This window comes from Streptomyces sp. NPDC051555 (assembly GCF_044454405.1).
In the GTDB taxonomy this organism is placed as follows: Bacteria; Actinomycetota; Actinomycetes; order Streptomycetales; family Streptomycetaceae; genus Streptomyces.
The window spans coordinates 150,271-172,222 of record NZ_JBITDP010000017.1 but is presented as its reverse complement, the minus strand read 5'-3'; the positions used below and the strand labels follow the sequence as shown (position 1 = coordinate 172,222).

Annotated in this window: 42 protein-coding genes; 34 read left to right on the top strand and 8 right to left on the bottom strand. The window is 69.4% G+C overall.

Going from position 1 to position 21,952, the window contains the following annotated elements; all coding sequences use genetic code 11:
* Window positions 1-83: 83 nt before the first annotated feature.
* Window positions 84-986 (top strand): universal stress protein, encoded by a 903-nt coding sequence (locus ACIBEA_RS30190; RefSeq protein WP_399266272.1) that lies wholly within the window; start codon window positions 84-86, stop codon window positions 984-986.
* Here ACIBEA_RS30190 and ACIBEA_RS30185 read toward each other — a convergent pair.
* The 6 genes from ACIBEA_RS30185 to ACIBEA_RS30160 all read right to left on the bottom strand — a co-directional run bounded on the left by ACIBEA_RS30185 (window position 976) and on the right by ACIBEA_RS30160 (window position 5,831).
* On the bottom strand, window positions 976-1,227 hold the full coding sequence (locus tag ACIBEA_RS30185; protein WP_399266270.1) for a DUF2277 domain-containing protein: 252 nt from the start codon (window positions 1,225-1,227) through the stop codon (window positions 976-978). The two genes, ACIBEA_RS30190 and ACIBEA_RS30185, sit on opposite strands and share 11 nt — an antisense overlap.
* Window positions 1,228-1,290: 63 nt before the next feature.
* Window positions 1,291-2,013 carry a hypothetical protein gene (locus ACIBEA_RS30180; RefSeq protein WP_399266268.1) on the bottom strand — a complete coding sequence of 241 codons (723 nt, stop codon included), beginning with the start codon at window positions 2,011-2,013 and terminating at the stop codon, window positions 1,291-1,293.
* Between the two features lie 61 nt (window positions 2,014-2,074).
* A complete protein-coding gene (locus ACIBEA_RS30175) occupies window positions 2,075-2,701 on the bottom strand; it encodes a nucleotidyltransferase domain-containing protein (RefSeq protein WP_399266266.1) in 627 nt (208 codons plus the stop codon).
* Window positions 2,701-3,060: a VOC family protein gene (locus ACIBEA_RS30170; RefSeq protein ID WP_399266264.1), complete on the bottom strand. Its 360-nt coding sequence runs from the start codon at window positions 3,058-3,060 to the stop codon at window positions 2,701-2,703. Before ACIBEA_RS30170 ends, ACIBEA_RS30175 begins: the two co-directional genes overlap by 1 nt.
* A gap of 549 nt (window positions 3,061-3,609) precedes the next feature.
* Entirely contained in the window at window positions 3,610-4,950 is a 1,341-nt protein-coding gene (locus ACIBEA_RS30165; RefSeq protein WP_399266262.1) for a hypothetical protein, read from the bottom strand.
* Between the two features lie 377 nt (window positions 4,951-5,327).
* Entirely contained in the window at window positions 5,328-5,831 is a 504-nt protein-coding gene (locus ACIBEA_RS30160) for a helix-turn-helix transcriptional regulator (protein ID WP_399266261.1), read from the bottom strand.
* Window positions 5,832-6,048: 217 nt separating this feature from the next.
* Between ACIBEA_RS30160 and ACIBEA_RS30155 the strand changes: the two genes are divergently transcribed.
* From ACIBEA_RS30155 to ACIBEA_RS30000, 32 genes are all read left to right on the top strand, one after another.
* On the top strand, window positions 6,049-6,258 hold the full coding sequence (locus ACIBEA_RS30155; RefSeq protein WP_399266260.1) for a helix-turn-helix domain-containing protein: 210 nt from the start codon (window positions 6,049-6,051) through the stop codon (window positions 6,256-6,258).
* Window positions 6,255-6,551 carry a hypothetical protein gene (locus ACIBEA_RS30150; RefSeq protein ID WP_399266259.1) on the top strand — a complete coding sequence of 99 codons (297 nt, stop codon included), beginning with the start codon at window positions 6,255-6,257 and terminating at the stop codon, window positions 6,549-6,551. Before ACIBEA_RS30155 ends, ACIBEA_RS30150 begins: the two co-directional genes overlap by 4 nt.
* Before the next feature lie 111 nt (window positions 6,552-6,662).
* Entirely contained in the window at window positions 6,663-6,935 is a 273-nt protein-coding gene (locus tag ACIBEA_RS30145) for a hypothetical protein (RefSeq protein ID WP_399266257.1), read from the top strand.
* Window positions 6,928-7,212 (top strand): hypothetical protein, encoded by a 285-nt coding sequence (locus tag ACIBEA_RS30140; RefSeq protein ID WP_399266255.1) that lies wholly within the window; start codon window positions 6,928-6,930, stop codon window positions 7,210-7,212. The genes ACIBEA_RS30145 and ACIBEA_RS30140 overlap by 8 nt, the downstream gene beginning before the upstream one ends.
* On the top strand, window positions 7,209-7,391 hold the full coding sequence (locus tag ACIBEA_RS30135) for a hypothetical protein (RefSeq protein ID WP_399266253.1): 183 nt from the start codon (window positions 7,209-7,211) through the stop codon (window positions 7,389-7,391). The genes ACIBEA_RS30140 and ACIBEA_RS30135 overlap by 4 nt, the downstream gene beginning before the upstream one ends.
* Window positions 7,388-7,600, top strand: a complete 213-nt coding sequence (locus ACIBEA_RS30130; protein ID WP_399266251.1) for a hypothetical protein — start codon at window positions 7,388-7,390, stop codon at window positions 7,598-7,600. The genes ACIBEA_RS30135 and ACIBEA_RS30130 overlap by 4 nt, the downstream gene beginning before the upstream one ends.
* On the top strand, window positions 7,597-7,779 hold the full coding sequence (locus ACIBEA_RS30125) for a hypothetical protein (RefSeq protein WP_399266249.1): 183 nt from the start codon (window positions 7,597-7,599) through the stop codon (window positions 7,777-7,779). The genes ACIBEA_RS30130 and ACIBEA_RS30125 overlap by 4 nt, the downstream gene beginning before the upstream one ends.
* A complete protein-coding gene (locus ACIBEA_RS30120) occupies window positions 7,779-8,000 on the top strand; it encodes a hypothetical protein (RefSeq protein WP_399266247.1) in 222 nt (73 codons plus the stop codon). The genes ACIBEA_RS30125 and ACIBEA_RS30120 overlap by 1 nt, the downstream gene beginning before the upstream one ends.
* Window positions 7,997-8,560, top strand: coding sequence for an HNH endonuclease signature motif containing protein (locus ACIBEA_RS30115; protein ID WP_399266245.1), 564 nt, complete (start codon window positions 7,997-7,999; stop codon window positions 8,558-8,560). Before ACIBEA_RS30120 ends, ACIBEA_RS30115 begins: the two co-directional genes overlap by 4 nt.
* A complete protein-coding gene (locus ACIBEA_RS30110; RefSeq protein ID WP_399266243.1) occupies window positions 8,557-8,910 on the top strand; it encodes a hypothetical protein in 354 nt (117 codons plus the stop codon). Before ACIBEA_RS30115 ends, ACIBEA_RS30110 begins: the two co-directional genes overlap by 4 nt.
* Window positions 8,900-9,253: a hypothetical protein gene (locus ACIBEA_RS30105; RefSeq protein WP_399266241.1), complete on the top strand. Its 354-nt coding sequence runs from the start codon at window positions 8,900-8,902 to the stop codon at window positions 9,251-9,253. Before ACIBEA_RS30110 ends, ACIBEA_RS30105 begins: the two co-directional genes overlap by 11 nt.
* On the top strand, window positions 9,253-9,693 hold the full coding sequence (locus tag ACIBEA_RS30100) for a hypothetical protein (RefSeq protein ID WP_399266239.1): 441 nt from the start codon (window positions 9,253-9,255) through the stop codon (window positions 9,691-9,693). The genes ACIBEA_RS30105 and ACIBEA_RS30100 overlap by 1 nt, the downstream gene beginning before the upstream one ends.
* A 107-nt stretch (window positions 9,694-9,800) precedes the next feature.
* Entirely contained in the window at window positions 9,801-10,049 is a 249-nt protein-coding gene (locus ACIBEA_RS30095) for a hypothetical protein (protein ID WP_399266237.1), read from the top strand.
* Entirely contained in the window at window positions 10,046-10,849 is an 804-nt protein-coding gene (locus tag ACIBEA_RS30090) for a hypothetical protein (protein ID WP_399266236.1), read from the top strand. Before ACIBEA_RS30095 ends, ACIBEA_RS30090 begins: the two co-directional genes overlap by 4 nt.
* Complete coding sequence (locus tag ACIBEA_RS30085) at window positions 10,846-11,454, top strand: hypothetical protein (protein ID WP_399266234.1); 609 nt, start codon at window positions 10,846-10,848, stop codon at window positions 11,452-11,454. Before ACIBEA_RS30090 ends, ACIBEA_RS30085 begins: the two co-directional genes overlap by 4 nt.
* 77 nt (window positions 11,455-11,531) lie before the next feature.
* Window positions 11,532-11,903: a hypothetical protein gene (locus ACIBEA_RS30080; RefSeq protein WP_399266232.1), complete on the top strand. Its 372-nt coding sequence runs from the start codon at window positions 11,532-11,534 to the stop codon at window positions 11,901-11,903.
* Window positions 11,900-12,109, top strand: coding sequence for a hypothetical protein (locus tag ACIBEA_RS30075; RefSeq protein ID WP_399266230.1), 210 nt, complete (start codon window positions 11,900-11,902; stop codon window positions 12,107-12,109). Before ACIBEA_RS30080 ends, ACIBEA_RS30075 begins: the two co-directional genes overlap by 4 nt.
* Window positions 12,106-12,930 (top strand): hypothetical protein, encoded by an 825-nt coding sequence (locus ACIBEA_RS30070; protein ID WP_399266228.1) that lies wholly within the window; start codon window positions 12,106-12,108, stop codon window positions 12,928-12,930. Before ACIBEA_RS30075 ends, ACIBEA_RS30070 begins: the two co-directional genes overlap by 4 nt.
* Window positions 12,930-13,889 carry a DNA cytosine methyltransferase gene (locus ACIBEA_RS30065; RefSeq protein ID WP_399266226.1) on the top strand — a complete coding sequence of 320 codons (960 nt, stop codon included), beginning with the start codon at window positions 12,930-12,932 and terminating at the stop codon, window positions 13,887-13,889. Before ACIBEA_RS30070 ends, ACIBEA_RS30065 begins: the two co-directional genes overlap by 1 nt.
* Before the next feature lie 64 nt (window positions 13,890-13,953).
* Window positions 13,954-14,511, top strand: coding sequence for an HNH endonuclease (locus tag ACIBEA_RS30060; protein WP_399266224.1), 558 nt, complete (start codon window positions 13,954-13,956; stop codon window positions 14,509-14,511).
* Window positions 14,512-14,559: 48 nt separating this feature from the next.
* Window positions 14,560-15,522 carry a hypothetical protein gene (locus ACIBEA_RS30055; protein WP_399266222.1) on the top strand — a complete coding sequence of 321 codons (963 nt, stop codon included), beginning with the start codon at window positions 14,560-14,562 and terminating at the stop codon, window positions 15,520-15,522.
* Window positions 15,519-16,190: a hypothetical protein gene (locus ACIBEA_RS30050; RefSeq protein WP_399266220.1), complete on the top strand. Its 672-nt coding sequence runs from the start codon at window positions 15,519-15,521 to the stop codon at window positions 16,188-16,190. Before ACIBEA_RS30055 ends, ACIBEA_RS30050 begins: the two co-directional genes overlap by 4 nt.
* Window positions 16,187-16,504 (top strand): hypothetical protein, encoded by a 318-nt coding sequence (locus ACIBEA_RS30045; RefSeq protein ID WP_399266218.1) that lies wholly within the window; start codon window positions 16,187-16,189, stop codon window positions 16,502-16,504. The genes ACIBEA_RS30050 and ACIBEA_RS30045 overlap by 4 nt, the downstream gene beginning before the upstream one ends.
* The gene (locus ACIBEA_RS30040; protein WP_399266216.1) at window positions 16,501-16,836 is read left to right on the top strand and encodes a hypothetical protein; all 336 of its coding nucleotides are present in this window, start codon (window positions 16,501-16,503) and stop codon (window positions 16,834-16,836) included. Before ACIBEA_RS30045 ends, ACIBEA_RS30040 begins: the two co-directional genes overlap by 4 nt.
* Window positions 16,833-17,018 carry a hypothetical protein gene (locus ACIBEA_RS30035; protein ID WP_399266214.1) on the top strand — a complete coding sequence of 62 codons (186 nt, stop codon included), beginning with the start codon at window positions 16,833-16,835 and terminating at the stop codon, window positions 17,016-17,018. Before ACIBEA_RS30040 ends, ACIBEA_RS30035 begins: the two co-directional genes overlap by 4 nt.
* A complete protein-coding gene (locus tag ACIBEA_RS30030; RefSeq protein WP_399266212.1) occupies window positions 17,018-17,269 on the top strand; it encodes a hypothetical protein in 252 nt (83 codons plus the stop codon). The genes ACIBEA_RS30035 and ACIBEA_RS30030 overlap by 1 nt, the downstream gene beginning before the upstream one ends.
* Window positions 17,270-17,372: 103 nt before the next feature.
* Window positions 17,373-17,531: a hypothetical protein gene (locus ACIBEA_RS30025; protein WP_399266210.1), complete on the top strand. Its 159-nt coding sequence runs from the start codon at window positions 17,373-17,375 to the stop codon at window positions 17,529-17,531.
* Window positions 17,528-17,803 carry a hypothetical protein gene (locus ACIBEA_RS30020; protein ID WP_399266208.1) on the top strand — a complete coding sequence of 92 codons (276 nt, stop codon included), beginning with the start codon at window positions 17,528-17,530 and terminating at the stop codon, window positions 17,801-17,803. Before ACIBEA_RS30025 ends, ACIBEA_RS30020 begins: the two co-directional genes overlap by 4 nt.
* A 106-nt stretch (window positions 17,804-17,909) precedes the next feature.
* The gene (locus tag ACIBEA_RS30015; RefSeq protein WP_399266206.1) at window positions 17,910-18,119 is read left to right on the top strand and encodes a hypothetical protein; all 210 of its coding nucleotides are present in this window, start codon (window positions 17,910-17,912) and stop codon (window positions 18,117-18,119) included.
* Window positions 18,116-18,298, top strand: a complete 183-nt coding sequence (locus ACIBEA_RS30010; protein WP_399266204.1) for a hypothetical protein — start codon at window positions 18,116-18,118, stop codon at window positions 18,296-18,298. The genes ACIBEA_RS30015 and ACIBEA_RS30010 overlap by 4 nt, the downstream gene beginning before the upstream one ends.
* Window positions 18,299-18,518: 220 nt before the next feature.
* Window positions 18,519-18,998 (top strand): hypothetical protein, encoded by a 480-nt coding sequence (locus ACIBEA_RS30005; protein WP_399266202.1) that lies wholly within the window; start codon window positions 18,519-18,521, stop codon window positions 18,996-18,998.
* A 32-nt stretch (window positions 18,999-19,030) separates the two neighbouring features.
* Window positions 19,031-19,630 (top strand): hypothetical protein, encoded by a 600-nt coding sequence (locus ACIBEA_RS30000; protein ID WP_399266200.1) that lies wholly within the window; start codon window positions 19,031-19,033, stop codon window positions 19,628-19,630.
* Between the two features lie 48 nt (window positions 19,631-19,678).
* Here ACIBEA_RS30000 and ACIBEA_RS29995 read toward each other — a convergent pair whose 3' ends face one another.
* Window positions 19,679-20,485: a phage antirepressor gene (locus ACIBEA_RS29995; RefSeq protein ID WP_399266198.1), complete on the bottom strand. Its 807-nt coding sequence runs from the start codon at window positions 20,483-20,485 to the stop codon at window positions 19,679-19,681.
* Between the two features lie 176 nt (window positions 20,486-20,661).
* Here ACIBEA_RS29995 and ACIBEA_RS29990 point away from each other — a divergent pair, with 176 nt between their 5' ends.
* Complete coding sequence (locus ACIBEA_RS29990; RefSeq protein WP_399266196.1) at window positions 20,662-21,069, top strand: helix-turn-helix domain-containing protein; 408 nt, start codon at window positions 20,662-20,664, stop codon at window positions 21,067-21,069.
* A 57-nt stretch (window positions 21,070-21,126) separates the two neighbouring features.
* On the opposite strand, the gene ACIBEA_RS29985 is transcribed toward ACIBEA_RS29990, so the two are convergent.
* Window positions 21,127-21,894, bottom strand: coding sequence for a GntR family transcriptional regulator (locus ACIBEA_RS29985; protein ID WP_399266194.1), 768 nt, complete (start codon window positions 21,892-21,894; stop codon window positions 21,127-21,129).
* Window positions 21,895-21,952 lie beyond the last annotated feature (58 nt).

Here is a 21,952-nt window from a genome sequence, read left to right as displayed (position 1 = left end):
CGTCGCTTCGGGACCTTCCCCCCTCCCGCTCCGCACCGCGCTCCGCAAGGCTGAGGCCACGCACTATTCGCAAGGAGCCCGCCATGGACCAGCGCCCAGTGATCGCCGCCGTAGACGGTTCGGAGAACGGCAATCGGGCACTGGAATGGGCCATCACGCAGGCCCTCATGTCCGGGGCGCCCCTGCGCATCGTCCACGCCCGCCTCTACGCGTCCTCGATCGGCTCGGTCATGGCCAGCGCCTTCGAGCAGCCGGGACAGGACGACGACCCGGTGCTGATCCGGGTCCGCGCCGCCCTCGCGGGCCGGGTCGGGCTGCCGGTGATCGCGTACGCGTCGCACCCCGGCACCCCCGACAACGTGCTGCCGGAGCTGGGCGGGGGCGCGCAGATGATGGTGCTGGGTTCGCGCGGGCGCGGCGGCTTCGCCAGCCTGCTGCTCGGCTCGAACGGTCTGGCGTGCGCGAGCCGCGCCGCCTGCCCGGTCGTGGTGGTGCCGAGCGGCGAACCCGCGCTGCGGGACCCGTACGACCAAGTGGTGCTCGGTCTGAACAGCGCCGCCCCCGACGACAGCACCAGCCACTTCGCCTTCCGCGAGGCGTCCCGGCGCGGGGCCCGCCTCCAGGTGGTGGTGGCGCACACGTGGCCGGGTCCCGTCTTCGCCCCGGGCGGCACCCTCGCCACCGCCGCCGCGGTGCAGGACGGGACGACGGCCGGTTCCGAGGTGACCGCGCTCGCCGAGGCGCACCTGCGCCCGCACCGGGCGCGGTATCCCGACGTGGTCGTGGAAGTGGTCACGGCACCTGGCGATGCCGCAGGTCACCTGGTCGCGGCCTCCCGGGCGGCGGACCTGATCGTCATCGGCCGCCACCGCAAGCGGCTGCTCTCACCGCACCTGGGGTCGGTGACCAATGCGGTACTGCTGCACACGGCCTGCCCGGCGGCCGTGGTCCCCCTGGAGGAGGACGCGGTGCCGGTCACGGCGTGACGGCGGCTGCCTCCTGTTGCTGCTGGGGCGGCCGGCCGCGTACGTGCACCCCGTCGAGCAGGGCCTGGGTCGCCTCGGCGATGGCGGCCACGGCCGCGTCGAAGACCTCCCGGTTGTGCGCGGCGGGGACCCGGAAGCCGGACACCTTGCGCACGTACTGCAATGCGGCGGCCCTGACCTCCTCCTCGGTGGCCTTCTCGGGGATGGCTGGCGGTCGCAACGTCTTGATACTCCGGCACATGCCTTCACTATCCCCCTGCCCGCAGCCCCCAGCCCCAGCTCCAGCCCCCTATCTTCAGGTCCTTCACCTGCCGTCCGACGGCGGCAGCTCGGCGCCGGACAACTTCATGATCAGGCCGGCTTGCAGCCGCGCCCTGAGCGCCGGATCCGCCACCTCCGCCAGCAGCCCGATGGCCTGCTGCGTGGTCTCGGCGGCCCGCCGGTCGTCCCGGAGCGAGGCGGTCTGCTCGGACATGTGCCGCAGCGCGAGGTCGGCCCGCCGGTGGAACAGCTGCCCGATCAACGTGACCACCGCCCCGACCGAACTCGTCACGATCCCCAGGTACAGGTCCCCGGTGCTCTCGGCCTTCCACACCGCCAGCCCCACCCCGAGCAGCAGGATCGTCGCCCCGAACCCGGCGAACCGCTGACTGATGGCGAAGCTGCTGCGCGCCTGGGTCAGCCCGTAGGCGTAGTACTCGACGAGGAGCGGGGTGAAGTCGTCCCGCCGGTCCCCGAGTCGTCCCGCCGGCCGGCGCACGACCGGCCGGCTCCCCCCGACGTCCGTGTACTTGGGCCTCTCGTCCCCGGCCTCGTCCTCGTCCTCACCCTCGTCCCCACCCGGCTGGCTGACCTGACCGACCTGGTGGACCTGGTGGACCTGGCCGAGCAGCCGCTCCCGCTCCTCGTCCCGTTTGCGGTCGAAGCGCACCCCGTCGCGCAGGCCCAGCACGAGCCCGCCCACCCCGACACCCACCACCAACGCGGCACTCAGCCCCGCGTCGGCCCATCCGAAGCTCCCCGCCATCCCCCGACGATCCCACGCCGTACCCGCGCAGGGAATCCCACGACCGGAGCTCGCGCCGCCCCTACGGACGGCGGAGGTAGGCCAGCCACCCGTGCCCGGGGTGCACCCGGGCGAGGAGTTCGGCCAAGGTCTGCCGCTGGACGGCATCCATCAGGGGCAGGGCACTGCTGAAGTCCTGCTGGTCCTTGGGACGGACCGCCTTGGCCTTGAAGAGCAGCACCAACTCGGGGGCGAGGTAGGGGATCCCGTCCGTCGTGCGACGGATGACCTCGGCGTACGGCAGACGGATCGACGGATCGCGCCTGCACACCCAGGTCGAACCGTCGTGCGGTTCGCGGAAGACGTCCACGAGGTAGTTCCCGCTCGACGGATCGCGCAACCAGGTCTGGTGGGTCAGGTCCGACACCTGCGGTGCGTACGGCCAGATCCGGTCGTGCGCGACGACGTCGAACTCGAACTCGGTGAACCGGTCCCGGACCTCGGGGAATCGAGCGGCCGGAACGGCGATCTCCAGGTCGGCGTGCTCGCGGGTGCGCTCGCCCACGAACAGGTCGACGGCCCAGCCCCCGGCCACGTACCAGGGCGCCGAAACACCCGCCAGCCGCGCCGCCACTTCAGCGGGCGTCCACGCACCCGCCCACCTCTGCGCGGCCTCGGCCTCGGAGATCGGCACGCCGCCGTCCGGCATCAGCTCGTCGCAATGCAGAAGGGATGCCCAGCCGGATCCGTGAGAACCCGCCACTTGTCCCCCACGGGCTGGTGTTCCGGCTTGCCGGCACCCAACTCCAGCAGCCTGGCCTCGGCCGCGTCCAGACCCTCCTCGACCGCGAAACAGAGGTGGAGCTGCTGTGGAACGATCTGGTCGGGCCAGCTCGGGGCCCGGTAGTCATCGACCCGCTGAAAGCCGATGCAGAGCCCGTGCTCACCATTCAGGCTCGCGAAATCGGCATCGGACTTGGGATGTGGTTCCAATCCGGTGGCCTCCTGATAGAACGCCGCCAGAACGAGCGGATCGGCACAATCGAGCGTTATCGCAACCAACTTCATATGCGCGTGGACCTCTCCGGACCAATCCGAACGATCCCGTCGATCCAATCGATCCAATCGATGGGCTCCGACGACACCCTAAGCACGACTGCGGTCCCCCGGTGCCCCCGGCCCTGTCAGTGCGGTGATCCAAGTTCGGCACATGCCCACCAGCGTGGAAGAGATCGCACCGGTGCCGTTCACACGCGGACGCGGATCCGCGCTGACTTGGGCGACGTCACCCTCTACTGACCCTTGCCGCCGCGCCGAGCAGGTGCACAGGACCTCGCCCCGAGCAGACGGCCGTGGGCCGCCGCGTTCGTCCCCTTCCAGGCCGTGACCGCGGAGATCACCTCAACGTTGTGCACCCCTGCCACGTGCGCCGGCAAGTACCCGGAGAGTCGGCGCGCATCCTACCTGCGACCCGACGCACGCCAAAGGCCCCCGACCGTGACCGGTCGGGGGCCTTCGTGCTGGTGGGCGCGGGCGGTTTCGAACCGCCGACATCTGCTTTGTAAGAGCCGGATTAAACCGTGCCTCTGAGCGTTCCATGGATCTAGCGACCTGCGGTTAAGCCGCCGCCTCCCCCTCGTTGAAGATCGTTTGGGAGGAATTTAGGGGGCGAGCTTGCTGACCCAACTCAGGGGCTGCCGGCCACACCTCCGTCCACTTCAGGTTACCCATCGCGCGCTCGTAGATACCCTGCAACCCCTTCAGCCGCTCGACCCGCATCTCCGGCGTCGGGTGCTGGTAGATCCTCTTAATCCCCGGGCGCAGGTGCCCCGCCTGGTCGTAGGCGAGGGACGCTTTGACGCCAAGCTGGTCCTGGTACGTGTCGTGCGTATGCCTCAGGTCCCGCATGGTCAGGCCCGGCATGATGGGCTCCCAGGCCGCCCGCTCCGCCCTCCCCCGCGTCACCGTGAGCGCCTTGCGGCCGTCCGCGGCGGGCCTGATGTTCGCCCGGGTGAAGTTGGAGCGGCGCCAGAAGACGCCCGACGGCGTGCAGAAGACGTACTCGTGCGGCCAGACCTCCAGGTGCCTCTCCAGCAGCTCGGCGAGGAACGGCGGGACGTCGATGTCTCGAGCGCGGTTACCGTTCTTCGGGGCTTCCAGTCGGAGGACGAGGCCAGTCTTCTCGCCATCCTCGTCGCGACCCTCGTACTCGGCAAGCTCACCGACCTCGCTGTCGACGCGGATGATCGGGCACTCGAACCAGCCGCCATCGTGAGCCTGCCTCCGGGTGCGCAGCACGTTGCTCCGGTGCAGCGCCGTGCTCTCACCCCAGCCGAGCCCCGTGAACGCAGTGGTCAGCACATGCAGGCCGACGGCCGGCCCGAGCCGACGAGCCATCTGTAGGACGACCTCAGGTGAGGCCCACTTCTCCTCGTCGGTCTTCTTCGGCTTTGCCGCGGTTGCTCCGGTCGGCAGCGTCCGGCGCCTCCCGAACAGCGGGTTCACCTCAAGGTGCCGGGCATCTACGGCACCCGTCATGATCGACGACATGAGGCTGACCGCATGTCCGGCCGTCACGGATTCGCAGGGCAGCTTGAGCTGCCAGTCGTCCACGTCGAACCAGGTGATGTTGATCAGCGAGGTGTGCTCCCACTGCGGGAGAATGTGCTGCTCCAGCAGGTTCCACCGCTTGGCGATCGTCGCGCCACGCTTGGGCTTCGCCTTCATCCACCGCTTGGCGAACACCCCGAACTTCACCCGCTGCTTCGCCGGGTCGATCCACCGGCCCGCCTCGATGGCCGCCTCTTGCTTCTCACCGAACTTCTCGGCGAGCTTCTTGGTCTCGAAGCCCGGCTCGCTACCCGGCTTCCCGTCGGGCTTCGTCCAGCGCGCCCGCCACGTGAACTTCGTCGTCTGCTTGCCGTTACGTACCTTGTAGACCTTCTCGGCCCAGGCCATACGCCTGTCTCCTTTCGCGTGGTCAGACCCATGCTGGAGCAGCCGCCGCTGCAGAGGCGGTCTAGCGGCAGGAGACGGCCGCTTCGAGTGACGGGGCGCCTGGCACGCGGCCAAGCGCGGCGTTGACCTGGCCGACACCGGCCTCCGTCAGCGCCCCCGCGGCAGTCAGTTGCGGGTCGACGTAGACGAGGAGATGGTCACCCGTCGGGTCGACCCACACGACAGCGTCGTCTGGTAGCGCACAACCGCACAGCACATGAACACACATTGGCACCCCGCCCGTTCAAGTTGGGGCCCCACCGTCAGCGTTCAGTCATGCAACCACACATGTGAGTGATATGTGGAGGGTTTGGTGTGACAGAAATGATCGGTTGCTGCTACGCGCTGTCGCGGTCGGTCGGGAAGCTCAGCTCGCGCAGCATGGGCTGGACGCGCCGCCAGGCTTCAAGGTGCCGCTGGCGCTCCTCAGGGGTGGGCACCTTAGAGGCTCCCTTCACGATGACGGTGACGCTGGTGCCGTCGGGAAGCTGGATGACTGCGGTGTCCACGACCGCTCCCTCGCGTTCAAGTTCGTCCTGCACGGTCATCGGCAGGCCGTCGCCCAACGGGCGCCCAGGCTCGGACTCAGTACCGCGGGTCGCGTCGGTCGGTTCGCCCCCGGCAAGGATCTGGGCTGGCGACTCGGGCGTCCAACCGAGCAGCTGCGCATAGGCGCGGAGCGTCTGGGTGACCTTCGCCAGCCCCACGCCGCGCTCGATGTTCTGGATGGTCGGCCGGCTCACGTTCAGTTCGGCGGCGACCTGCACCTGTGTGAGCTTGGGCTTACGGGCCAGTCGCGCGGCCTTGAGTGCCTCGCCCAGCTTCTTCCAGTCCTGGTCCATGGGTCCTCATGATGCCTTAAAGGTGTGCAACCAAGAAGCATAGTTCTCAGCCTTTGACCAGCGCATTAGTAGGCATTTCAAGCATCCAGGGTTGCATCGCACACCCCGGCGCCCCCTGCGCACACCCCCTGTCACGGAGTGTCGAGGCTAAAAAAGCAAGCATGTTACGTGGCAGTAGTGCTTGTTTTCGTAGCCAGACTGCGCGTACATTCTTGTCGTGAGGCCGAACGGACAAGCAATCCGGGAGATCCGCGAAGCCAAGAAAATTGGCCTGCGCACGCTCCAGCAGATGACAGGCCTGAATCGTGGCTACCTCTCTCGTATGGAGAGGGGTCACATCCGGGAATCGGACGACGCGCAGGTCCGAAAGGTCGCCATAGCCCTGCACGTGGCCCTCGGGGCCATAACCCACAAGGAGACGAAGTGACCGCCGTCGCCACCAAGGCGCCCCCGCTCAAAGGCCCCAAGGCCCGCGCCTTCGCTGCCGCCGCCAGAAGGGCCGAGCGGCGCAAGGCCGAAGAGGAGCTGGACCTCGTGCGCTGGACGCCGGAGGAGGTCATCGAGAAGCAGCTGCTCCCCTACCGGAGCGTCCGCCTGCTGAAGGAGGCCTGCTACAAGCGCAAGGTCTACCACCACCAGGACAACGGCCGGATCACGTTCACGCCGGAGGACATCCGGCTGGAGAACGCCCGCACTCAGATCGTGCCCGTCGCCGCTTAGCTGCGGCTCTACGGCCCCCAGACGCCGGTTTCTTGCCGGTCACCGGCGACCGAGGGCCTCCCGAAGTACCGCCCCTCACCTGCATTCACCTGCAAGGAGAAGAGGACTCCGATGTCGAGCATCATCGCCGGTGATCCGGCTCCCACCAACCCCACCGCTCGTGCCGAGCTGCTGATGCTGGATGGCAGCGACGAGTGGCCCGCTCAGGTCGACCGCGTCCTCACCCGCCTCCGCGCCGAGGTACTGGCCGAGGCCATCGAGGCGGTTCTCAGTGAGCGCGTGACGAACGCACTGTTCGGCAGCGACATCGCCCACAACCACGGCATCGCGGATGCCGTCGCCGCGATCACCCGCCTGTTCAAGGCCGGTGAGTCCCGTGGCTGACACCCTCCCCACCGACACGACGTCCCTGGCGATCGCCGGACTGCCCCGGTCGCCCGCCAGCCGGTACACGCCTTCTCCGGCGGAGCTGGCCCGCCAGGCCGCCGCCAACGAGCACCTGATCCAGTCGGCTGCCGCGCTGGGCCTCTCCCCTGAGGAGTACATCAAGGCCGGGGGGCACGCCACCGACGAGCACTGGGTCCTCGACCTGGACGCCGACTCCGTCTTCACGATCCCGGGCGCCTGCTGCCGCTCCTACCTGACCGGAGGCCAGTCGTGACCGCCCCGCTGGAGCCCCGCCACGAGGACGTCGTCCAGGCCGCCCTGGCCAAGGCTGACTTCGCCTTCCAGGAACTCTTCGGCCCGCCGGACCTGTGGTCGGAGGCCGTGCAGATCGAGTACCGGCGCGACCAGCACGTCGCCCGCCTGATCGCCACACGCTGGGAGGAAGCGGCATGACGGACTGGGACGCACACGACGCACGGACGTCGAGGCTGACGCCGCGGCAGGAGGCCGCGCTGATCCGGGCGGTGGCCAAGGAACGGGCTCGCGGGTGCCGGACTCACGTCAGGGGCTGCGCATGCAACGCCTGCTACGTGCGACGGATCGACGCGACCCTGCGGGCGCTGCGGAAGGCCGCGGCGGACGCGAAGGCGGTGACCTCATGACGGCTCGAGTCGAATCGGCGACGTCGGTGCTGCTGTCTGACCCGCCGCCGGTTCTGGTGGCGCCAGCTCTCCTGCGAGGCCTCGGCCTGCTGGACCGGGACCCGGACTACCTCGAGTCGCTGCGGCTCGGACTGACCGAGTCCCTCGACGAGTACGACGCCCGGATCGGGGGTGCGTGATGGGCATCGACCCTGGCCCGCACGACGACACGCCTCTGGTGTCCCTCTCCGGGAACACCGAGGTCGAGGAACGGTCGGCCGTCGAGTACATCCTGCGGCGGTTCCAGGACACCGACGAGCGGACCGCGATCCTTGCGGCTCTCGGACTGACCACCGCATCCGCTGGGCTCCTCGCCCTCGGGCGCCACATCGCCAAAGGCCCGGAGGGGAGCCAACCGTGACGTGCTCCATGACCGGCTGCTCGGAGAGCACAACCGAGCCGCGCGGCAAGCGGGGCATGTGCAAGCGGCACTACGAACGCTGGAACCGCTGGCGCAAGAGCCTCGGAATTCCGTCCCTCCGCGACGCATCCGCCAGCGAACGCTTCTGGGCAAAGGTTCGGGGAACAGACGTCTCGGCGTGCTGGGAGTGGGGCCTGCAGCGCGACCGGGATGGCTACGGAAAGTTCTCGATCGCCGGCAAGACCGTCCTCGCTCACCGATATGCCTACGAGCACATGGTCACGGAGATACCGGAAGAACTGCAGCTTGACCACCTCTGCCGCAGCCGATCCTGCGTGAACCCGTGGCACCTCGAGCCAGTCACCGGGTCGATCAATGTTCGCCGTCAGCACCTGGGCGAAAGCGGCACCCACCCGGAGACCCATTGCCGGGCAGGTCATCCGCGGTCCACGGAGAACACCTACGTCCGCAACGGGCAGCGCACCTGCCGCCCCTGCAATCGCGAGTCAAAGCGCCGGTCCAAAGAGCGCGCCAAGCCGACCAAGGGGGCAACCCGATGACCGACAGCACGCCCGCGGACCCGATCCTCGACATGCACCTCTTCGCCCTGCACGCGCACATCACCATCAGCATGCGCGTGGCCAAGGACGTTACTCCGTCTGTGATGTGGGAGCGGGCGTCTGGCAGCGGCGCGGCCTGGTGTGTGCACCGGCTCCTTGGCCGGCTCGCCGAAGTCGACCCGGCTGGGGTGCGGGCCTTCGTCGAACAGCTCAACGAGGAAGGCGAGTGGCCGGAGATCACCGACCCGGTCGGCGTGGCCGAGGGCCTCGGCTTCGACCCGCAGGCCTGGATCGACACCGAGTTCGCCCGCCAGGACGCAGCGAAGGCGGTGGCCTCCGATGGACGCTGACACCCGCCTCGCTGAGATCCGCAACCGCGAGCAGGCCGCCACCCACGGGCCGTGGGAGCTGTACCCGAAGTACGGCCCCGCCTTCTATGCCTACCTCGAGGGCCCCCAGCTCATCGGCGTGGGAGACATGAATTTCGGCGACGGAGAGGCTGCTGAAGCGGACCTCGCCTTCACCCTGAACGCCCGCGAGGACGTCCCCTGGCTGCTGGCTGAGGTCGCCCGTCTGCAGGCCGAATGGGACGAGGCCCGCATCCAACTGAAGATCGCCGAGCAGCGGGTCGAGGAGCTGGCGGCCGAGAACAAGCTCTACGAGCGGGCCTTGGGCCTGAACGAGGCGGCCTGATGAGCCTCCTCGACATAGCCCGCGCCCAGGGCAGGCACCGCGGTCTGAGCCCGGCCCAGCTCCTCGGGAAGATCGCCCGCCTGGAGCGGGCCTTGACCCGGGCCAAGTTCACCGCGATCACCTACGCCACCGAGGCCACGGACCTGCGGGCCGAACGCGACTTGCTCGAGCAGCAGGTCGACACCGCGGGGATCGAGATCTCCGGTCTGCTTCTCGACCTGGCGACGGCGCGGGAGGAAGGCATCCGGCTGAAGGCTGCGCTGGACAACGCCACCTCCGTTCACGTCGCCGCTGGGGTCCGCGACATCACCCCAGGCGAGGACCCGACGCACCCGCAGGGCCTCGACGTCAGCAGACTCCGTGCCCGCTTCGGCGGCACCAGGCCGATCGAGTACGTGCCGCTGCACCTGGCCGCCGCAGCCGAGGAAGGCCGCCTCTAACCCGCCGGGCCGGTCGTGCCCTGACCGGCCGGCCCGGCGCACCAACCACAGCCCCGGACGGGCGACCACCGCCCGCCCGCGGCCCCGCACACCCTCGTGAGGACCACATGAGTCTCGAGACACCCTCCATCCCCGCCGAGACCGCTCGCCACGTCATCTGGACGTTCGGCCGAGAAGGCGGCTACCGCCCCGGCACTTACACACAGAAGCTCCTCGAGCTGCTCGCCTACGCCGATGAGGGCAACACGGCCAAGCTCGCAACCGTCTACCCGGCCGAGGTCGCCGCTGTCCGGCTCGCCAAGTACGACGAGGACGGCATGGACCAGCTCCAGCGAATCGCGGGGAACCTGCTGTGATCACGACCGGCAGCGACGAGTACGGCGAGATCCTCGCCGAGCAGATCGCCCAGTTCATCGTGGACGCGGACCGGAACTCGGCTCGCTCCCTGCAGCGTTCGATCGGCCCCAGCGAGGCCGGTGAGCCGTGCGAGCGCCAGCTCACCTACAAGATCCTCGGCGTCCCGGAGACCAACTCCGAGCGGGACCCGATCGCCGCGATCATCGGGACCGGGTTCCACATGTGGATGGCTCAGGCCTTCGAGAACCGGCAGGCGAGTCTGCCTGACGGCGGCCCCCGCTACCTGATCGAAGAGCGCGTCACCGTCCGGGACGGCATGGAGGGCACCGCCGACCTGTTCGACCGGGCCGCCGCACTGAACAACGACTGGAAGCTCGTCGGAATCAGCTCGCTGGAGCGCTACCGACGCCACGGGCCGGGACCCAAGTACCGCATCCAGGGCCACCTCTACGGGCTGGGCCAGGAGAACGCCGGACGCCGGCCCGCCCGGGTCGCCATCACGTTCATCGGCCGGTACCACGAACTGCAGGTCCACGTCTGGTCCGAGCCCTACGACCGGCAGGTCGCGGTCGATGCGCTGGCCCGGCTGGACCGGATCCGCGAACAGGCCGCCGCCCTGGATCTGCTCGCGAACCCTAGCCACTGGGCCTCGGTCCCGATCGCAGACGAGCCGACGTGCATCTGGTGCCCATGGCTCAAGCCCGGCAGCAACGACCTGTCGCAGGGCTGCCCCGGCAAGCCCGACCCCAACCCCGGCGCTTCCTTCGAAGCCCTCATCGCCAAGGAGCCGACCCCGTGACCACACCCCCGCAGCCGCCGAGCGCCGACGACCTCCTCATGGGTGGCGGCGGTCCCCCCTCAGCCAAGTTCCCCGTCCTCGGTTACGAGAACGCGGGCCGCATCGTCGGCAAGCCGACCGTCGAGCAGCAGCGCGACTACGACACCGACGAACCCCTGTACTGGGCCGACGGCAAGCCCCGCTGGCAGATCGTCGCCACCCTGGCCACCGGGGAGCGCGACCCGGAGATCCGCGACGACGACGGCGTCCGGCGCCTGTTCATCAAGGGCCAGATGAAGACCGCGGTCCAGGCCGCACTGAAGGCGGTCAAGGCCGACGGGATGGAAGAGGGCGGGCACCTCACTGTCACGTACACGGCGGACGGCGAGCAGAAGAACCCGAAGAAGCACCCGCCGAAGCAGTACACCGCCCGCTACGTCACGGCCGCCAACGCCGAGCTGATAGCGCCGGAGCCGATCAAGCAGCCCCCGGTCTCCGCGACCGTCGCGACCCCGACCGCCGCGCCCGCAGCCGCCGCGCTGCCGCCCGAAGTGCTGGCGAACCCCGCCGTGATGGCGCTCCTTGCCCAGCTGGCGGGCGCGCCCGCGACACCGCCGCCGCTCTAGGCGACGCAGAACCCGGGCGGCCCCGCGGGAATCGGGGCCGCCCACCCCAGGACAGCACACGCGAGAGGACTCACGCCATGACCCTCACCCCGGAGCAGGCCCGCGACCAGGCCAACGCTCTCCTCGCAACGATGTTCGCCAACGTCTCGCAGTGGGACGCCCGAGTGTTCGACCAAGCCATCGAGGCGATAGCCGGCGACGGCCGCCCATTCAGCATGAACGACCTCCGCGCGGTGCTGCCCGACATGGGGCGCAAGGCCGCCGGCCTGTACTTCCGCGGCCTGGTCACCCGCCGCCCGCAGCTCCTCATCTGCGTCGGCGAAGTCACGTCGATCAACGAGAAGGCGCACGGCAAGCCGGTCAAGACGTACTTGCTGACCGGCGCTGGATGGGCCTGGCTGGCCGAGCGGAAGGCCTCACGCCTCGCACCGAAGGGCAAGGCGGCATGAGCTGGCTGTTGTGGGGCCTCGCCACCTGGCTGATCTGCGACTTCATCCTCGCCGCCCTGTGGTCGGCCCACCGCCGCCGCGAGAACCGCGTCCGCCGTGACGCCGAAGCCCGCCGCGTCGCCCGCAACCGCGCCGACTTCAACAAGATCGTCGCGGCCGAGTACGGCATCCCCCACCAGACCCGCCGGACGGAGGAAGACCAGTGACCCGCAGCCTTCCCGATCACGGAACGATCTCCCGCCGCAAGCACCACGGCTGCAAGTGTGTGGACTGCTGCGAAGCCCTCCGCGCCTACAACCGGAAGAGGTACGCCGCTCAGGTCGCAGGCACCTGGCAGCCATTCCTCGACGCCGAACCTGTCCGCCAGCACCTGCTCACGCTGGCCGCGGTCGGCATCACCTCCCACAGGGTTACCGAACTCGCAGACCTGCCCCGCCGCACGGTGGACGGCTTCCTCCGCCGCCAGGGCATGAAGGGACGCAAGCGCGGAACCACAGCCGAGATCGCAGCAAAGATCCTGGCCATCCAGCCCGACCCGAACCTGGCCGCCAAGATCGATGCCACGGGTACCCACCGACGCCTCCAAGCCCTCTCCGCGCAGGGCTGGCCGATGGAGACGCTCGGCATCCGAATCGGCGTCCAGCCCAGGTACATGCCCGACCTGCTGACCCAGCGCCGAGTGCTGCGGGCCACCGCTGAGGCCGCCCGAGAGGTTTATGAGCAGTTGCGGACGACGCGGCCCGAACGGGCAGGCGTAAGCAAGAAATCGGCCACGCGAGCCCGGGCCAGGGCCTCAACTCTGCGCTGGCCCCCGACCTCCTACTGGGACAAGTTCCCCGGCGCCATCGACGACCCGCACTTCACCCCCGAGTACGGCAAGACGAGGCCCGAACTCCGTGCCGAGGAAGCCGTGTGGATGGTCACCGTCGCCGGCGTCCCGCGGACCGAAGCCGCCGCCCGGCTCGGCCTGACCTTCGGCGAGGTCGACGAAGCCCTCGCCCGCGACGACATGCGGAGGGCCGCCTGATGGACCTCGAACTCTTCGCCGGCGCAGGCGGCTTCACCTGGGGCGGCCACCTCATCGGCCGCACCAGCGTCGGCATCGAATGGGACCCCTCCGCCTGCACGACCCGCCGGATCGCCGGTTGGCCCACCATCCAGGCCGACGTCCGCCACCAGCACGCCACCGACTTCCCCGACGCCGAGATTCTCACCGCGGGGCCGCCCTGCCAGACGTTCTCGGCGACCGGCACCGGCATGGGACGGCTGGAGATGGCGGCAGTCCTCGACGGGATCAAGCGAATGATGGCTGCCGAGTTCATCACCGCTGGCGCGTTCAGCGACGATCGGACTGGCCTGGTCCTCGAGCCGCTCCGCTTCATCCTGGAGGCCACCGAGGCCGGCCACCCGTACCAGGGCATCGCCCTCGAGCAGGTCCCTGCCGTGCTGCCGATCTGGGAGGCCTACGCCGACGCCCTCCGGCAGCTGGAGTACAGCGTCGCCACCGGCATCCTGCGCACCGAGCAGTACGGCGTACCCCAGACCCGCCGCCGGGCCGTCCTCGTCGCCCGCTGGCAGCAGCCCGTCGCCCTTCCCGCGCCCACCCACCGCCCGTACCGCAAGGGCGTCCACCAGGACGAAGGCGACCCGAACCTGCTGCCGTGGCTGTCCATGGCCGACGTCCTCCCGCACCGCCGCGGACCGTGGTCGGTGATCTCCAACTACGGCACCGGCGGAGACCCCCGCAACCGCGGCCGCCGGCGGCACGACGAACCTGCGGCAACCGTCACCGGGAAGGTCAGCCGCAACCGGATCGTCGCCGACGACGGCACCGAGCTCGAGCGGTTCAGCCACGCCGAAGCCGGGGTCCTCCAGGGCTTTCCGCCCACCTGGCCGTGGATGGGCTCCGACATCCCGCAGCAGGTCGGAAACGCCTGCCCCCCGCCGCTCGCCGCGGCACTCCTCGGCGCCGCCGCCGCGGCCTAGCCCACCACCACCCGCACACGACAAAGCCCCGCGGTGAACGCGGGGCTCGAGGAGAGGAGGAGCGATGCCCTTGTTCATCGGCGGATACGAAGACACCGTCTGGTGCAGCAAGACCCAGTTCGGCTCCGGTATCGCCAAGGCCCTGATCACCTACATCAGTGCCTCTGGAGGCGGCGCCGAATGCCCCTTGGACTACCCGCGGCTCGCCTGGCGCCTGGAATTCACTGAGCACGAGCTCCGCTCGGCGGTGGGTCACCTTGTCGGGCACGACTTCGCCCGTGTGGTCACCGATCACTCGCACTACGACGGCAACGTCCTGCAGCTTCTGACCCCCGGACGACGCGCTGACGACGCTGAACTCGCAGAGATCAAGCGGCAGAAGGACGCACAGCGTGCCGCCAAAATCGCCCTTCGCGGCGGCCAGGTTAATCGAGCAGCCATCCCCGACAGCGTCCGCGCGGTGGTCCTCAACCGTGATGGCCACGCCTGCCAGGCCTGTCACAGCAACGAAAACCTCACCCTCGACCACATCTACCCGTGGTCGCTGGGCGGACCGGACACGGTCGAGAACCTCCAGACCCTGTGCCGCTCCTGCAACAGCCGCAAGCGCGATCGGGTCTAACGGGCCCTCTCACTCCCACCCGCACGCCCTGCCAGAGAGAAGCATTCGATGCCCTGGTTCAAGATCGACGACTCGGCGCACTCCCACCCGAAGTTCATGCGGGCTGGGAACGCTGCCCTCGGTCTCTGGCTGAGGTGCGGCTCCTACTCGGCACAGCACCTCCTCGAGGGCTTCATCCCCAAGTCCGTCGTGAAGCCGTTCGGTGGAACCCCCGCCCAGGTTCGGAAGCTCCTCGAGGCAGGCCTCTGGCACGACGCCGGCCACGACTGCAAGCGGTGCCCGCAGCCCACCGACGGCTACATGATCCACGACTACTTCGAGGGCGGCCGGAACATCACCAAGGCCCAGCACGAGGCGAACAAGAAGGGGGCCGCGGACCGGGCCGCGAAGAGCCGTGCAGCGCGAAACGCGAACGATTCTGAGCCGAAACAGAACAACATTCAGTATGCAACTTCTTCTCAAATGAGTTCAGATCGCGCGCGAAATGAACCCCACTTTGAGGACTCCACCGCAGGTCAAGAGGGTCTGTCACAGCGCACGTCCGCTGAACCCCGTGCGACCCCCCATGCCACTACCACGCCAGTACCCCCTACTTCCTTCGGAAGTAGGGGGGCAGCAGCTAGCGGCACCACCCCCAACCCGCTCGCCTACGACACCCTCGCCGACCTGAAGCAGGCCATCTCCCAAGCAGGCATCAACGGCGTCAGCTGGAACCTCCAGGCCTCCCAGATCGAACGAGTCCGCCAAGTCCGAGAACGCGTCGGCATCCCCGCCATGGTCGCCATGGCCGTCGGCAACGCCCGCTACCGCGGAGCACCCAGCAGAGCCAGCGCCTGGATCGGCGACTGGGAAGGCCTCGAGCCGGAGCGCGAACCCGTAGACGGCGTCGCCTACCTCCCCGCCGCCCGCGGCATCGCCAGCCCCGTAGGACGCCAGCAACAAGACACCGACGCCCAGTTCGACCGAGCCATGGCCCGCGCCCAAGCACGCATGCAGCAGGAGAGCTCATGAACCCCATCGAAGCCGTCACCCTCACCCGCTACGTCAAAGCGATCTGCCCCCAGCAGAAGTTCGACGAGTTCACCTCAGATGCCTGGGGAGACGTCCTCGCCGACATCGACGCCGACGAAGCGCGGCGCGCCGTGATCCGGCTGGCCCGTCGGCAGCCGTTCATCAGCCCGGCCGAGATCATCGCCGAGATCGTCGACGTCCGCGCCGAGGCCGCCTCCGACTTCCAGGGCCCCGGCCTCCCCGCCGAAGTCCCCGACGCCGACCCCGACGACCCGGTGGCGTACATCGCTGCTCTCCGAGCCCAGCGCTACCGAGCTGCTGACGGTCTTGAGCTGAAGCCCCGCCCCATGAAGGCACTCCTCGCCGGCATCACGGGCGAGATCCCCAAGCCCATCCCGAACCAGCTGTCCGCCGTCCGCCGACCCGGCCCGCTCGGGATCATCTGCCCCCGCTGCAAAGCCGCCCGCGGCAGGCCCTGCAAGAAGCCCGGCTCGAGCGAGCGCTACCCGCTCGGCGAGCCCATGAAGGAACCGCACCCCATCCGGGTCGCCCTCGCCACCGGCCAGCCCCTCCCTGCCGGCCACGACGCCGCCGGAGAAGCCCGCGGCAAGGAAGCCTCCCGCATCGCCCTCGAACAGCTTACCGATCTTGACGAGGAGTCCGCATGACCCAGCCCCGTTCCGCGCCGATGCCCGCCGTCCTCCGCACCGGCCGCCCGCCCCGTCATGCCGCGCTCGCGGTCCGCTGCCCCCACTGCGCCGCCGCGGTCGACACCCGCTGCACCACCCGCTCCGGCCGGGCCCGCACCGTCCGCCTCGACCCCTGCCCCGCCCGCCTCGCCGCCCACGCCACCGCCACCGCCGTCTGCCCCACCTGCCAAGTCGAGCCCGGCATCCCCTGCCACGACGACGGCGTCCAGCGGCCCGACAGCAGCCCCGTCCACGCCCAGCGGTACACCGAAGCCCAGGAGGACGCCGCGTGAGCGCTTACCCGCCCATCGACGATCGCCTCAAGCACCTCCTCGCGCAGCAGATCAACCTCAGCGTCGACACCTGGAAGCTGGCCTTTTGGATCGCCGACGGCATCGTCAAGGACCCGGCAATCCGAGCCGAATTGGAACGCATCGCCAACGCCCACAGCAGCGGCCAGCCCTGTGGAGACCGGCACTGCGCCCGCTGCTTCACCGCCGCGTTCGCCACGGGCGAGGCCTTGGCCGCCGCCGCGAAGTGCACCAGCCACGTCGGCGATCACATCCGATGCGACCGGTGCGCCAAGCCGCTGGAAGCGCACGAAGCAACCGAGGCCGACCGGTGACCGCCCTCGACCGAGTCCTCGCCGAGGAGTGGCCCGACGGCACCTTCGGCGGCCCGCGCCCCGAGCGGCCCCGGTACGTACCCCGCACCAGCAGCAAGTCCGCCGCCCGGCACCAGGCCGACCTGCTTGCCGCACTCTCCCGCACACCGGCAATCCGCCAACCGAACCGAAAGGCCAGCTGATGACCGACCGGCCCGCCCGCGCCACCGCCTACAACGCCCTCTACGAGGCCGGACTGAACCGCTACGAGGCCAACAAGCTCCTCAACAACCACGCCTGGGAAGCCGCAGCCCCCGTCATGCAGATCGTCACCGACTACGTCATCGAGTCCAACGACGTCGGCGGCCTCGACTGCAACGACCTCGCCGACCGGCTCCGCACTGCTGGCTACCCACTCGTCGGCGACGAGGACCACGACGCACCCGAGGACTGACCCGCACGGCCGCACCGGCAACCGCCCGCACCGCAACCGGAGGACCCGCCCTCGATGCAACCGAGGGCGGGCCCCGGCCAGGATCCCAGACGAGGAGAACCTGATGGCCCTCACCACCGCCGAGTACGAAGCCCGGCGCCGCCGACTCGAAGCCGACGCCGAGGACGCGCGGAAGGCGCTCGCCGCCGCCCGCAGCCGGTACGACGCCATCTGCGGCGAACTCGTCGCACTGCGCCGCGCCCAGAACCAGGCCGGATCGTGAGCGGCCCGCCGCGGATGCCGCTGACCCGTCGGCAGGCCGCCGTCCTCGAGGCCGCTGCCGACGGGGCCCCGCTCGCCGTCGTGGCCGCCCGGGTGGGGATCCGGCGGGAGCACGTCGCGGCCCGGCTGTCGGAGGCGTACAAGCGGCTCGACGTCGCGTGGATGGAGCGCGGTGAACGCCGGGCCGCAGCGGTGCGGGTGGCCCGGAAGCGGGGGTTGATACCGCCAGCAGCGGCCCTGGATGGCGCCAGAACGCCACAGGAGGCCGTCTGACGCCCTAAGAGCCCGCGAACGCCCCCTGATGAGTACGGGCTTCTGTGAGGCGCTCAGAGGCCCCACGGAAGCCCGCCACCCCGAACCGACTCCCGAAAGGCCCGACATGCCGACTGCGCGCACGCCCTACGAGCACACCCTCAGCGAGATCAACGACATCAACCAAGCCCTCAACGTGATCACCGGCAGCGGGCGCATCCCCGGCGATATCGCCGCTGGCGTACTCGCCGCCCGCTCGAACCTCGCCATCGCATCCAGCCTCCTCGCCATCGCCGACGCGATCCGCAGCACTCAGCCCGACGGGAGCCAGCCGTGACCGCCCCCGAGCCCCTCGCCTGCGCCGACCAGCAGAACGGCTGGACGTGCACCCTCCTCGCCGGACCCCACCCCGAGTGGAAGCACTGGGACCAGGACGCTGGCCGCTGGTGGCAGCAGAGCGCCGAACCCCCACACAGCAACCGCGACCGGATCGCCGCCCTCAAGGCCGCGCCGTGACCGGTCAGCTCGAACTGTTCCTGCCCGGCTGGGACATCGAGCCCTGCGACACCGCCGACCCCCCACCCCGACCCCGTACCGCCGCCGCGGAAAGCCTCCGCCGCCTCCGTGAACGGCGGGTCGAACCCGAAGCCGGACGGGCCGCGGGCGGGAGGCGGCGGTGGATACCCGGCGGAGACGACGTCCACATCAGCACGATCACCCCACCCCGGAGGTACCTGTGAGCGCCGAACGGCCCGTGCTGGAAAAGCTCCTCGCCGACGCCGACCAGCACGAAGAGTGCGCCGCCAAGGCCAACATTGCTGAGGCCCGCATCGCACACAGCAGCATGGCCGCCGCCTTTCGGGATGCAGTCGAGTACGTGCGGCGCGATCACGACGCGGCGGGACAGCACGCGGCCCGCTTCCAGGCCCGCATCGACGCCGCCCGCACCTGGGCCCGCCAGAACTCCGACCCGGAGCAGCAGACCGAACTCCTCGGCGTGCTCCGCGGGGACCAGCCGAAGGACCTCACCGAGTTGCGCGGCCAGATCGACCGGGTTCGCGCAGCCGTAGCCGAACGCCGCGCCGAAGTAGCCGACTACGAGGCCGAGAACCTGCCATCCGCCTGGAGTGACGCCGTCACCGTCACCTGCGACCGGATCGACTACGCGCTGCAGATCTTCCCGCCGCCGACGGGGATCCGCGTCGACACCGCCTGACCCGCCCCGTACCGCCCGCACAGGAGATCGCCGTGAACGCCATCAGCGCCTGCGCCATCTGCCGGAACCCGTCCACCGTCCGCGTCCACGAAGGCTGCCGCGACCGCCTGGACGACAACCTCTCCGCCCTGCCCCAGCTGTACCGCCAGCTCGAGGAACACCTCGCCCCCGGAAGCCACGGCGATGGCGGCCGGACCGGCAGCCGCACCGCGCCCCTGCCCGTCAACGAGCGAGTACTGGATCTCCGATCCCGCGGCGGCATAGAGGGCGTCGTCACCACCTGGGAACGGGTTGCGCGCGAAGACCTCGCCTGGGACCCGGCACCCTTCCGCGGCGACGTCCAGCAGACCGTCGACGGGGCCGTCGCCTTCCTCCGCGCCCAGGTCCCGTGGTTCTGCGACGCCCACGAGGCAGTCTTCGAACTCGCGGATGACGTAAGGCGGGTCCGTGCCGAATGCGACGCGATCATCGGCGGCGACCGGCCGCCCCGCCGGATCCCCGTCACCTGCCCCTGCGGCACCGTCCTCCGCGTCACCCTCGACACGCCCGGAGCACGGTGCCCCGGATGCGAAGCCCAGTACGGGCACGCCGAAGTGCTGCAGCTGCCCATGGCGGAGAGGTCCGCGGCATAACGAAGCCCCGCTCACCGGGAGGTGGGCGGGGCTCACTTGCGTCCGGGGCTATCCGGTCTGAGGCAGCTGCTCCTCGTCAAGCCGGAGCGGCATGGCCCCGCCCAGCTTCCCGTGCAGGTACTTCAGTCCCTGCGTCGTCACCCTGATCTGCGGCTTTGCGAGGGTCGCTTCGCCGGTGCGAGGGTGCCGGTACGTCTGGATCCGCTCCCTCAGGTGGGCGGCGTTCTTGGCGTAGGGCACCCCGTTCCGGTCGATCATCCCCAGCTCCCGGACCGACCGCATGAGGCGCTGCTGGCCCGTGCTGATGTTCGGGTCCCGGTTCAGGATGTGGGCCGCGTCCCGGAGGGAGTAGTCGCCCTCGACCGACGCGAGGACATCCCAGGCCTTCGCCGCGGGCTCCAGCTCGGCGACCTTCGCTTCCGCCGCGTCCGCGCGGTCCGCCTCGGCCAGGACCAGCAGCGCCAGGTCGCGGGGAGACGGAATGGCGGGAGGGGTTGCCATGTACGAGCCGGTCCGGCGGATCGTCGGGATCACCTCGTGAGTGATCCAGCGCTTGAACGTCTTCGCCTGAGGCTTCCGGGACCGGAGGATCAGGGAGTAGAGGCCCGGCTCGTTGACGATGAACGTCTCCTGCTGGCGACCCACCAAGTCGGTGACGTGAGTAGTACTCACCTCATCCTCGTCGAGCCCTTCTACGGCGCGGCCGGTCTGGGCTACCCCGAGAACGGCGCAGACGTCGCGGGCTACCCACCACAGCTCTCCGTCGACAAGGACTGTACGGATTTCAGCGCCCTCAAAGTTGAACGCCTGAAACCCTTGGCCGCGCTCCGGCGCGGAAGGTGCGACGATGGTCATGGTCTCTCCGGTCTGTGGACACAGTGGATGGATCGATGGGCCCACCCGGTTCTTGGCGGTTCGGGGTGGGCCCGCCGCGTTTCACGGTAGTGGCAACATCGGCACTTTCGCTACAACTCCGCCCAACTAGATCGCCTTAGTTGATTCAACCGAGGCCAAGTTGGCATACTGTTCGCATGACTCATGCCAACGATCGTGACCATGACCGGCTAGCCACGCAGGTCCGAGCTCGCCGACTGGAGCTTGGGCTCAGCCGCGCCGGCTTGGCGGAGCGGGCGGGCATCTCGAAGGGAACGTGTCATCGCGTCGAGGAAGGGCAGCCGATCCGCGACACCAGTTACGCAAAGATCGACGCGGCCCTGGAGTGGGCACCCGGCTCGTGCGCTGCGATTCGCGCCGGCGGGGACCCGGCTCCTGCAGTCGGGCAAGCGCCCCTCGTCGAACCCGTGCGGTTGATCAGGGAGGAGGATATTGGCGATGCCGTAATGATCATGGCCGTCAAGAATTCCGACCTCTCGGCAGCCGAGATTCGCGCCATGAGGGACGGGGTCATTGGGGAGCTTAAGCAGCGCGGCTTGCTGTAGTGGTACGAGAAGGGCCCGACCGCATCCTGCGGTCGGGCCCTTCTTTGCGTTGCGGCTCTACCCGACAGCTTCGGCTGGCGGGATCGGGATGGTGTACGAGAGGGCGTACTGATGGGCTGCCACGATGATGTCGCACGTCTCGACAGGCAGCTCGTCTACGTAGTACGTGCGAGCCACGACGATGACCGGCACGCCTGGCGGGAGCTTGAGGCTCTCGGCTTCCTGGGGGCGGGGCGCGCGTGCAGTGACTTCCTCGACAACCTTCGTAATGTGCAGGCCGATGAGGTCGAAGCGCGGCACAACGCCCGACACCGGGCCACCCTCTGGATGCTCCACGGGCGTGCCGCGCGTCAAAGCAAGCGGCTCATACGAGATGGATAGCTTGATCACATCGCTATCGGCGAAGAACTTGTAGGCGGTTCGCATGACCTCGTCGCCCGGCTCGATGGCGAGACGTTCCGCCACGGCCTTGGTTGCCGTGGTTCGGCGCGCCGTCGACTCCCATTCGCCGCGGCGGCCGTTCGCCTCCGCCGCCGCCTTCACTGGAGACCCGACGGCCCTCTTGCCGTACAGGTCACCGGAGATGCGCTTCTGCGGAGGCCGCTGTTCGCGCACGAAAGTGCCCTTACGCCGCTGCTTGATCACGAGGCCCTCGTTCTGCAGCGCTTCCACTGCCGCGCGGACCACGATCCTGGAGACGCCGTACTCCGCCATGAGGTCAACCTCGGTGGGCAGCTGATCCCCAGCCTGAAGCTCGCCATCGAAGATCTGCTGTCTCAGGTCGTCGGCGATCTGCTGGTAAGCCGGCTTGCCCTGGTGTGCCACTTTGCCCCTTCCGCCTATTTGTCACAACCAGTGAACCACGGCACTGAGCTGGCCATCT